Source organism: Marinobacter sp. L-46 (assembly GCF_056859535.1).
On the sequence record NZ_JBSXOP010000075.1, the window covers coordinates 36,727 to 47,446 of the forward strand.

At 54.5% G+C, this 10,720-nt stretch carries 7 protein-coding genes and 1 pseudogene; 3 read left to right on the forward strand and 5 right to left on the reverse strand.

Annotated features, from left to right (window positions below; genetic code table 11):
• The first annotated feature begins 10 nt into the window (after positions 1-10).
• Positions 11-880 carry a YicC/YloC family endoribonuclease gene (locus AC13DJ_RS12530; RefSeq protein ID WP_482933139.1) on the forward strand — a complete coding sequence of 290 codons (870 nt, stop codon included), beginning with the start codon at positions 11-13 and terminating at the stop codon, positions 878-880.
• A 246-nt stretch (positions 881-1,126) separates the two neighbouring features.
• Positions 1,127-2,359, forward strand: a complete 1,233-nt coding sequence (locus AC13DJ_RS12535; protein WP_482933140.1) for a tyrosine-type recombinase/integrase — start codon at positions 1,127-1,129, stop codon at positions 2,357-2,359.
• Between the two features lie 253 nt (positions 2,360-2,612).
• Here the strand turns inward: AC13DJ_RS12535 and AC13DJ_RS12540 are convergent, their stop codons facing one another.
• From AC13DJ_RS12540 to AC13DJ_RS12560, 5 genes are all read right to left on the reverse strand, one after another.
• Positions 2,613-4,190, reverse strand: coding sequence for a phospholipase D family protein (locus AC13DJ_RS12540; protein WP_482933141.1), 1,578 nt, complete (start codon positions 4,188-4,190; stop codon positions 2,613-2,615).
• Positions 4,191-4,294: 104 nt separating this feature from the next.
• Complete coding sequence (locus tag AC13DJ_RS12545; protein WP_482933142.1) at positions 4,295-4,918, reverse strand: TetR family transcriptional regulator; 624 nt, start codon at positions 4,916-4,918, stop codon at positions 4,295-4,297.
• A gap of 33 nt (positions 4,919-4,951) precedes the next feature.
• Positions 4,952-5,623 carry a hypothetical protein gene (locus tag AC13DJ_RS12550; RefSeq protein ID WP_273133083.1) on the reverse strand — a complete coding sequence of 224 codons (672 nt, stop codon included), beginning with the start codon at positions 5,621-5,623 and terminating at the stop codon, positions 4,952-4,954.
• A gap of 80 nt (positions 5,624-5,703) precedes the next feature.
• Positions 5,704-8,886 carry an efflux RND transporter permease subunit gene (locus AC13DJ_RS12555; RefSeq protein ID WP_482933143.1) on the reverse strand — a complete coding sequence of 1,061 codons (3,183 nt, stop codon included), beginning with the start codon at positions 8,884-8,886 and terminating at the stop codon, positions 5,704-5,706.
• On the reverse strand, positions 8,883-10,151 hold the full coding sequence (locus AC13DJ_RS12560; protein WP_482933144.1) for an efflux RND transporter periplasmic adaptor subunit: 1,269 nt from the start codon (positions 10,149-10,151) through the stop codon (positions 8,883-8,885). The genes AC13DJ_RS12555 and AC13DJ_RS12560 overlap by 4 nt, the downstream gene beginning before the upstream one ends.
• A 245-nt stretch (positions 10,152-10,396) precedes the next feature.
• On the opposite strand from AC13DJ_RS12560, the pseudogene AC13DJ_RS12565 reads away from it, so the two are divergent.
• Positions 10,397-10,594: pseudogene (locus AC13DJ_RS12565) on the forward strand (TetR family transcriptional regulator); the annotation flags it as partial.
• Positions 10,595-10,720 lie beyond the last annotated feature (126 nt).

Consider the following 10,720-nt stretch of genomic DNA (forward strand, 5'->3'; position numbering starts at 1 on the left):
TGGAGCCATTATGATCCGCAGCATGACTGCTTTTGCCTGCAAGGATACCCGGGGTGACTGGGGTACTCTCACCTGTGAGATCCGTACCGTAAACCATCGCTATCTGGAGCCGTCTTTCCGCCTGCCGGAGGCTTTCCGTGAACTGGAAAACCGGTTTCGGGAGGAGTTGCGCAAGCAGGGGCTGAAGCGGGGCAAGGTGGATATCTCCATGCGCCTGCAGTCGGCGGAGAGCGAGGTTCAGAGCTTCGAGATCAGCGATGAAATGGCCCAGGCGGTGAACGAGGCAGCCAACCATATTAACCGTATGCTGGATAACCCGGCCCACATCAACGCACTGGATATTCTCCGCTGGCCGGGGGTGATGTCGTTGCCGGAGAAGGATTACAGTGCAGCCAAGGAAGCGGCAGCGGGGCTGTTCGCGGAAACTGTCAAGGAACTGATGACGGTTCGTGAACGGGAAGGTGAGCGCCTGCGGCCATTGTTCGAGGACCGTCTGACCACCATGGGCAACCTGGTGGCGGAAGTTCGGGAGAAGATGCCCCAGCTGCTGGCCGCCCAGGAGCAGAACCTTCGGGATCGCTTTGAGAAAGCCAGGGTAGAGCTGGACCCGGAGCGCGTGGCCCAGGAGATGGTCATGCTGGCCCAGAAAAGTGACGTGGCCGAAGAGCTGGACCGCCTGGATGCCCATATCAGCGAAGTCACCGACACCCTGCAAAACGACGATGCCATCGGCCGGCGCCTGGACTTCCTGATGCAGGAGCTGAACCGGGAAGCCAATACCCTGAGTAGCAAGAGCATCGATGCCGCCGTCACCCGCGCAGCGGTGGACTTAAAGGTGCTGATCGAGCAGATGCGGGAGCAGGTGCAGAATATTGAGTAGCGTCCACTGAAGTCCTGATTCGTTTATAAAGTGTTGTTAATAAAGGGTAAAAGTAGAAGTTTGTCTATGGTTGTCTAGCAAAATCTAGTTTAATCCAGCGAAAAATGGGGGGGTATAATGGGGAGTAAATCGGTCTACTCCCCATTTTAGGTACGAGAAATCTATGTGTACTCCCCGCACCACCCTGCCGACCCTGCGTATACCCCGCAGAGCTAGAGGCCTCAATGCAAACTGCGTTGGCGGTGAATGATGGCTAAGCTCACAGCGACCAAAGTTCGCGCCTTGATCAAAGATGGTTCTCCGGGTCGCCACAGCGACGGGAACGGGCTGTACCTCATGGTGCCAAAGCGTGGTGAACCATATTGGATGTTGCGTTACACACTCTCTGGTAAGCGGCGCGAATTAACGCTGGCAAAGTCTGGTGACTTCACCCTGGCACAAGCCCGTGAGCGGGCCGTGGAGATTCAAAAGGAGATTCGGAACGGTACCGACCCAATAGAGGAGCGTAAGCGGGATGAGCAGGTGACGCTCAGAACCGTGAATGACCTATTTGACGACTGGTATCAGGAGTTGGAGAAACGTCTTAAGCACCCGCACATCCCGAAAAGAATTTTCGTGAAAGAGGTGGCGCCTTCGATTGGTGGCTTCGATGTCGAGGGAGTCAAACCGATGGACGTTCGCAGCATTGTTCGGAAAGTCGCGGACAGTGGGCGACCGACTACAGCAAATGACACCTTGATGTACCTGAAACAGCTGTTTAACCACGCGATAAAGCTGGGCCTGGTTACTTATAACCCAGCGGCTGCTTTCACATTCACGGATGCAGGGGGTGTTGAGAAAAGCCGAGACAGGGCATTAACCCTCGAGGAGATCAAGCATGTCTTTAAAGTGTTCCGGGAAAACGAAGACAGTTTTACCCGGGAAAACTACCTGGCCTGCGCGCTGTTGATCGTTCTGGGAGTACGCAAGACTGAGCTGACGGAAGCTAAGTGGGCAGAATTCGACTTGGAAAAGCGCTGCTGGAGGCTCCCAGGAGAGCGCAGCAAGTCAGGCACTGAAATTGTTATTCCTCTTCCGCAACATGCCGTGACCTGGCTGGAAGAGCTCAAAGTCCGAGCCTTTCGTTCTGATTACGTATTTCCCAATCGGCGCACCAGCAAGCAGCCACACATGGGTAAGGATACGCTGAACCGCGCCATCTCCAAGCTATTCGGTAAGGAGCCAGGCAGGGAGGTGCAGCCAGAGAACAGGATGGGGGACATCGCAGAATTCACCGTGCATGATTTGCGGCGTACCTGTCGTAGCCTCCTTGCAGCCGCAGGCGTTCCGGGACATGTGGCCGAACGTTGTTTGAACCACAAGCTCAAAGGCGTTGAGGGCATCTATGACCGTTATGACTACTTTGATGAGCGTCGCAAAGCGTTGATAAAGGTAGAGAAGCTGGTTGCGTCATTGGTTAACGACGTCCGTGATGAATAGCATTTAGCTGAATCTGTGTATTTAGCAGTGTCAGATAGATGCGCCAGCCGAACGCCGCTGGTGTAGCGGCGGACCGTTCCGGTCAGCAGGTCATTATCCCAGGACCAGTTCTCGACCTCGGCTCTGAGCAACGCGGGGAATAATGCCATGAAAAAAAACGCAGGGCTGCTTTGCAGCCACGAATGACCAAGGCTTTGGGTTGTCGGTTGATTTTTCGAAAGTTCATTATTGACGTCCAGTTGACTGATAATAATTAGAGCAACCACTCAATCGGTAATATCGAGAGCAGATAAACCCAGGTTCGTTTCAGCCACCCGGTGTGGGGTTCTTTCTCGTGACGAACTTCCTTGTCACCGACACGCTCAAGCCAATAAAGGTCGCCATCGTCATCGATACGAACTTCATAAGCGTTATACGGTATGGTCGTCTCAAACACACGGTGAACGTTCTGAGCCAGCAAAGGACTTTCAATGACAAGCCCGAGTTCAGTATTTAAGTTGAACGACCTGGGGTCGAAGTTAAAAGAACCTACAAACATCCGCTCCCCGTCTACAGCGAAGGTTTTTGCGTGCAAGCTGGAACCTGAGCTACCAAAAGGGCCAGCACTCGGGTTACGGCTAACTTCTGAGGAGAGTCGCCGCATCTCGAACAAGCGGATACCTGCCTCAAGCAAGGCTTGCCGCCGTTTGGCATAACCTGCATGCACCGCAGCGACATCCGTCGCGTCGAGGGAGTTCGTTAAAATACTCACTCTGATTCCCTGGTCCGCTAAAGCGGAAAAGGCCTCAACACCGGCCTCGGTGGGTACAAAATACGGAGACACCAAGGCAACCCGGCTCTCCGGTGCACCCAGAATCTCTGCGAGCTGATGAGAAAGGAGCTCTTCGTTTTTTGCCAAACCAAGCCCTTTTGCCGGATCATCGCTCACCATTCGGACGCAAGCCCACTCCAGTTCTAATTGGCTTGCCAGTAGTTTCTTAATGAATTCTGACTCAGATATCGCGTTTACGTACGCTGAAGCGGCACCGTCTCGCTCTATCAGAGAAGCTTTTGTAGAGAATTGATCGAGAGCCTCCTCTGGAACCGCTGGCACAATATTTTCGACGGGGTAGGTCGAATCGCTGTCCCAATAGCGATCAAAGTCTGTCGAGACATCGCTAACGACTGGTCCTACTGAAAGCACATCAAGATCTGCGAAGAGAACACCCTCCGTTGCCCCGAAATATTCGTCACCTACATTACGCCCGCCAATGATCGATGCCTGATTATCGGCGGTGAACGATTTGTTGTGCATGCGCCGATTGGCTCGGGAAAAATCCGTAACATATCCCATCCATTTTGGTGAACGGATAACAAAGGGGTTGAATAGCCTAATCTCGATCAATGGATGTGAAGCCAGTGCTGCAAGCTCTGTGTCGAGTCCTGAGGTGCCATTGTCGTCGACCAGCAAGCGAACCCGAACGCCACGGTCGGCTGCCGTGTGGAGTTCCTCCAAGAGCAGCGTTCCAGTAGTATCTCCGTGCCAGATGTAGTACTGAACATCGAGCGTCCTGTCGGCCGCTCTAGCCAGCAGAGCTCTGGCGGCGAAAGCGTCCCGGGGGTTGGTTAATGTATAGATACCGCTTTTCCCCGGGTGATTCGCCAGGCTCGGTGCTATGGCTTTTCCCAGCCGGGTTTCCTGCGCTTCTGACAATGTCAGCGCGCTTGATTCAGACTTGTTCACGGCGGGCAAGGCACAGCCCGCCAGAAAAATAACGGCGAAGCAGGCGGTCATCAGGCGGGCCCGGGGGAGTAGTTTCAATAAAGGGCCGATCTCGGTAAAACAATGCATCAACTTGGTCCGCCTTTAATTCACAACCCCAATCAACCGCCACAGTCCGTAGATCGGCATTTTCAGCTTCGCGCGTGACTCTGTGGGGCAGCACTAATGTCTGTTCATTGATTGTCTTTCGCTGGCAGAAATGACTGGCTGTCGGGACAAATACCCCGAAACAAAGTGTCAATAAGAATTTCCGACTCCTGTGCTAAGTCATAGGCCCCGGGATTTCTTAGCCAGTCGAAGTAAATACCGAGAACTTGGGTATGTAACGAGCGTGCCGCCTGTCTTGGTGTCAAGGAGGGGTGCGGAGGATGGTTTTCAAAAATCCGGGTCATCAGGTTAATCGATTCTTCCGCCATTTCTGCGAGCTTCTTCAATCCTCGTTCCGACTCCGTGTGGTGGAACAAAATGCTGTAAACACGAAAATAGCGCTGATCTTCTACGAGCATTCGCAAGGCGTACACACAAAGATTTCTGATCGCTTGTAATTCACCGGTTTGTGCATTGGCGGTAGGATCAATCAACGCGGAAATAGGCAGGCGCACACGATCGAGCATGGCATCGAACAGATCGGACTTATTACAGAAGTGCCAATAAATCGCACCTCGGGTGACCTTCGCTGTACGTGCGATTTCTTCCAGCGATGACCGGGCCACACCTTTTGTGATAAAAACCTTTTCTGCCGCATCCAGTATAACTTGACGCGTGACCTCGGCTTCCGCCTTGGTTTTTCTGGCCATTGAAAGTTACCGTGTTGACTAGTTGAATCTTGTCTACAAAACCTGGGACGATTGCTTGCTAGCGAGCCGGAGCCTCTTGAGGTGTCCCCGTGCCTCGCGATACTCCGTCTCGTCAACGCTGCGATAAGAGTTTTCATCGGCAACATATTTAACCAACACTCGCCGATCACCTGCGTGGGGCATATTCTCCGGCTTACCGTGCAGTCGTACCTCGTAATCCCGGTCATCAAGCAGTACCGCGCGGGTCCAGCCGTCGGCATCCGGTTCAGCCAACACCTCGACCTGTTCACCCAGCAAACACCGCTGATGACCAAGCAGGTGACGATGAAACCAGCGGCGCACAGACGCACATAATCCCGCCGCCAATGGCGACGCCACAGCAAGCGAACCCCACAAGACAACCAGGCCCAGTGGTACGCGGAAAAACCCCAAGTCTAGCCAGCGCAGCGCCAACACCTCGACAGCAATAGTGAACGCTGACGCCAACAGCAAAAGGACGGAAAGCGCAAAGGAAGCCGGTACTCCGGCAAAGCCCAGTGCCACCAGCGAGCTGGAAAGATAATCCCCTTTCAGGCTGTCGTGTTCGAACAACTCCAACGGCAGCAGCCGTAAGGCAACGAGCACCCAGTACAACAAAACCAACGGCATCAATACGCTGAACACAACCGCCGGAAAACTCAGGGCGACCTCTGTAATGAACTCCATGACAACCTCCTGGTGGCATTCACTCGCCAACCTGTGATTTTTAGTATCAGCCGACCCGGTTAACCAGGCCGGCTGACCTTTCAGTGCTGGCCCGACTCAGCAACTGTCCGATGGTCGGACGACTCTCCTTTCACCTTTATCGCCAACCAGTCAGAAATTGCCGCAATCATGGCGTAGAAACTCGGAGCAAAAAGACTACCGAGAACGGCTACAGATCCCATACCTACTGCAACCGTGGTGCCGATGTGATGACTGCTGACATCACTGGCGCCAGTGGCCAGGGCCAGAGGCAAAGTGCCGAAAATAAACGCCACCGAGGTCATCACGATAGGTCTGAAACGCAGCTCTGCGGCATTGACAGCGGCTTCACGGATTGTCTCCCCGAGCTCCTTGCGTCGCAACTCAGCAAACTCAACGATTAGAATAGTATTTTTGGCCGCCAGACCAACCACCACAAGCATCCCTATTTCCACGTAGATACTGGTATCGAGGCCTCGCAGAGCAATACCACCGATCGCACCCAGGAATGCAAACGGTGTAGCGGTCAATACTGCCAGCGGCAGCGACCAGCTCTCGTACTGGGCAGCCAGGATCAGGAACACCATTATCAGGCCGAATATGATCGCCAGGCTTGCGGTATTCCCCACCTGACTTTCCTGGTAGGCGGTTCCAGTCCAGCCCATGCCCCAATCACTTCCGAGGGTTTCCTGAACGATTTGCTCCATCGCAGCGATCGCCTCACCGGAACTGTAACCCTCAGCCGGACCACCCTGGAACTGCGCCCCAAGATAAACTCCGAAACGGGATACCACCGCCGGCTTGGCCTGACGTTCAAGAGTCACGAATTCGGAAAGCGGGATTCGCTCGCCGTTGCCTCCACGCACGTAGACACTACTCATGTCATCCGGCGTTTTACGGAATTCGTCCTCGTTCTGGAGGTACACCTGAAAGTTACGGTTCTGGTAACTGAAATAGTTAACGAAGCCGTTTCCAAAGGTGTTCGACAGCGTGGCGTTCAGATCCTCCAGCGCAACACCGTAACTGAGCGCCTTTTGCTGGTCGATTTCGGCACGGTAGCCGGGCACATTCACGTTGAAGGTTGTGAATACCCTCTGCAGTGCCGGGTGTTCGTTTGCCGCCTCCATCACTTCTGCCGAGGCCTGGAAAAGCTCCTGGGCATCAGCGCCTTCAAATGACTGTAAATACCCAGTGAAACCACCGGTGGTGGAGAGACCCATTATCGGCGGCACGTTGAAGGCCATCGTTGACCCTCCGGAGACTTGTGCTCCCGGCGCCATGATTTTTTCCACCAGCTCGTCCGCGGTGAGGGAGCGTTCGTTCCAGGGAACCATATTTATAAACATGACGCCCCGAGCCGTGTTCACCGCACTCGAAAGGATGTCGTAACCGGCCACCGCAGACACATACTCCACCCCTTCGATCTTTTCGATCCGGGACGAGAGCTCATCCATGTAGGCATTGGTGCGGTCGAGTGAGGCTGAATCAGGTAACTGTACACTCGCCAGGACAATCCCCTGGTCTGTCTCCGGCACGAGCGTAGAAGGCGTGGTCTGATAAAGCCACCAGGAACCACCAATCACCAGTCCCGTGAGCAGTAAGGCCAGTCCCCAGAAATGAACCAGTTTCTTGACGGCCCACATGTAAGCTGAGGTGACTCCCGCGAAGAAGCTATCGAACAAACGCAGCGGCGTATTGATTGCGCGCATCAGCTTTGACTCGCCTAACTTCGACTTGTGCTTGATGAATATCGCGGATAACGCGGGGGTAAAAGTCAGCGCCATAAGTGCCGAGAAAGCCACTGAAATGGCAACGGTCAGCGCGAACTGTTGGTATATTTGTCCGGTGAAACCGCCGAGGAACGCAACCGGGACAAACACCGCAGCCATGATCAGCGAGGTGGCAATCACCGGTCCACCAACCTCCTTCATCGCACGAATGGTGGCCTGAGTTACGGTGATCTCGTCATCCTCACTCAATACCCGTTCAACGTTCTCGACCACAAGAATCGCATCATCCACCACTATGCCGATCGACAGCACCAGTGCGAACAGGGTCAGCAGGTTTATCGAGAATCCGAACATGTAGAAACCGGCAAAGGTGGCCAGCACAGACACCGGCACCACCGACATGGCAATCACCGTAAAGCGCCAGTTTTGTAGAAACACAAACAGGATCACACCGACGATCAGAAAGGCTTCAATAAACACCTTGATGACCGTGCTTACCGAGGCATCAATAAACAGCGTCGTATCGTAAGGCACCACATGCTCGAGGCCGGGCGGAAAACGTTCGGCCAGCTCGGCCATGGTTTCCTTCACCGCGTCCGCGGTCGCTAGGGCATTCGCCCCCGGCTGTTGGTTGATAATAATCGGCGTCATGGTGGAGCCGTTGAGGTTTGCGTCAATAGCGTAAAAAGAGGCGCCCAACTCTATTCGGGCTACATCCTCAAGACGCAGCGACGAGCCATCCGGATTGGTGCGAAGGAATATTTCGCGGAAGTCGCTGACGTCGCTCAGTCGGCCACCCGCGGTGATGGTGTACGTGAAGGCTCGCGGTTCGCTTTGCGGTGTGCTGGCTAGACTACCCGCCGGAACTTCGGTGTTTTGGGCTCGAATAGCCGTCGCCACCTCGGTGGGTGTCAGGTCGTATTGCGCCAGCTTGTCCGGATCCATCCAGATGCGCATGGCGAATTCACCCCCCCCCAGAACCTCGGCCTCACCAACCCCGGGCACCTGACGCAATTCGTCCAGGATATTGAGAGTGGCGTAATTCTGCATAAAGACGTTGTCATAATCGCCTTCTGGCGAGATCAGCGACACCAGCATCAGGATAGAACTGGAACGCAGCTCAACAGTGACGCCCTGAGCCTGAACCTGCTCCGGCAGTTGCGATAACGCTCCCTGCACGCGGTTGTTCACGTTGATGGTGTTGATGTCACCGTCCGTGCCGATATCAAAAGCGACGTTCAGGCTCATGATGCCGTTATCAGCACTGGTCGAGGTCATGTACAGCATGTCCTCTACGCCGTTGATTGCCTCCGCCAACGGCGCAGCCACGGTTTGTGCCACCGTTTCGGCATCTGCGCCCGGAAACTGGGCGGTAACAGAAACGGTGGGGGGCACAACACTGGGATACTGCTCGATGGGCAATACCCGCAAGCTGACCACCCCGATGATCGTCAGGATGATTGCCAGAACCGTAGCAAAGATCGGTCGTTTGATGAAAAAGTTCGAGAAATTCATGAGGAGGCGTCCTCAGCGCTTTCAGTGGCAGTACCAGGCTCAGCCTCTGTCGCTTTTTCCATGTCTCTATGACGGGCTTCTTCTTTAGACGCCTCGGCGTCCTCCACCAACGAATCTGCATCGCCCTTGAAAGGCTGCGGCTCAATGGTCGTTCCAGGCTGAACTCCCGCCAGGTCTCCAACCACTACCCGCTCTCCGGGTTCAACACCGCCTTGTATAATCTGCCAGGGGCCTGCGACTTCACCCAGATCCACCGGGCGCGCGCGCGCCACGTTATTTTCATCAAGCACAAAGATCTGCGGGCCCATCAAGCCCTGACCAACGGCAATTTCGGGCACGGCCAGCACGCCATACCGCTTCAGACCCTCAATGCGGATACGCACGAACTGCCCAGGTAAAACGCTGGCATCCGGGTTGGGAAACGTGGCGTTGGCCTGAACCGTGCTGGTGGCCTGGTCAACCCGGGAGCCAAGGAAGTCCAAATTACCGTTCAGGCTGCCAGTTTCATCGCCAGAACTACCCGGCACCTGAAGTCGTGTCGTGATTGACTCGATATCCTGTCCTTTCAGCTGACGACGCAGCTCGAAGGCATGGCTTTGGGGCAGCTGGAAACGCACTTCCAACGGATCCAATGGGGTTATCGTGGCCAATTCTGTACCCGTGCTCACAAAGTTCCCGACATTAATCTGGCTCAGGCTGATCATTCCGGAAACGGGGGCTTTGACCTTGGCGTAGTCCAGGTCGATACGTGCACTGGCCAGAGCGGCCTCAGCCTGGGCGACCGAAGCCTGGGCAATCCTAGCATCGGCCAGCGCCTTGTCGTAATCCTGTCGGCTCACTGAGTTCTGCCCCAGCAATCGCTCAAACCGGTCAGCGTCACGCTGGGCCCGGAACAGTTGCGCACGGGCACTTTCCAGGTCGGCCTCACGCTGATTGACGATCGCCTGATAAACGTCAGGCTCGATGGAATAAAGCAGTTCGCCTTTCTCCACCATCTGACCGGCCTCGAAGTGGCGCTGCTCCAGAGTACCTGCCACTCGGGCCACCAGCGTGACCTCGTCATCACTGCGCAGCAATGACGGGTAGGATCGTTCAATACTCACATCCTGGCGTGTCAACTCAACAACTTCCACAGGATGAGGGGGCGGCTCTTGACTACCCTGTTGGGCACTCTCCGGAACCTCATTCTGGCCACAGCCCGCAAGAAACAGACCTGAAGCTAAGGTAAGAAGACTCACCCTGGCAAATTGAACTGCAGTTTTCATAGGCGAATGATTCTCGTTTTTTGATGTGAGATGACAGAGAATTTACATTCGTTTCTGTACGAATGTAAATTTATATTAGCTTAGACTCGATGAGAATCTCTCATCGAGTAAGGCGATTCAGAATTCAAATATTTTACATTCATACGTGGATGTATGCAAAAAAGTTTGGCATGATATGGCATCCAATGAGATAGCAAGTGCTTGCCGGACGGCGGAGCCAATGCACGCAACGATGGAAAATCACCATGGCCCGAAAAACCAAAGCGGAAGCCGAAAACACACGCCAGGCGATACTGGACGCTGCGGAACAGGTCTTTGTCCGTAAGGGCGTAGCTCATGCATCGCTGGAAGAAATTGCCCAGACCGCCCAAGTCACCCGTGGAGCGGTCTACTGGCATTTCCAGAATAAATCGGACGTTTTCGACGCCATGCTAGCCCGGATTTCTCATAGTGCTCCAACAACCTTCGCAGACCAAGCCTGGTAGTGCCAGATCCGAGTGGTCATGGTCGAAGTTGGCGATTATTTAGCCAGTTTCCGGCATTCAGGCACAACTCCCCCTTTCCCCCAT

Excerpts from the sequence above, each read along its gene's own strand:
- AC13DJ_RS12530 (WP_482933139.1), top strand. The coding sequence starts at position 11 with ATGATCCGCAGCATGACTGCTTTTGCCTGCAAGGATACCCGGGGTGAC.
- AC13DJ_RS12535 (WP_482933140.1), top strand. The coding sequence starts at position 1,127 with ATGATGGCTAAGCTCACAGCGACCAAAGTTCGCGCCTTGATCAAAGAT.
- AC13DJ_RS12540 (WP_482933141.1), bottom strand. The coding sequence starts at position 4,190 with ATGCATTGTTTTACCGAGATCGGCCCTTTATTGAAACTACTCCCCCGG.
- AC13DJ_RS12545 (WP_482933142.1), bottom strand. The coding sequence starts at position 4,918 with ATGGCCAGAAAAACCAAGGCGGAAGCCGAGGTCACGCGTCAAGTTATA.
- AC13DJ_RS12550 (WP_273133083.1), bottom strand. The coding sequence starts at position 5,623 with ATGGAGTTCATTACAGAGGTCGCCCTGAGTTTTCCGGCGGTTGTGTTC.
- AC13DJ_RS12555 (WP_482933143.1), bottom strand. The coding sequence starts at position 8,886 with ATGAATTTCTCGAACTTTTTCATCAAACGACCGATCTTTGCTACGGTT.
- AC13DJ_RS12560 (WP_482933144.1), bottom strand. The coding sequence starts at position 10,151 with ATGAAAACTGCAGTTCAATTTGCCAGGGTGAGTCTTCTTACCTTAGCT.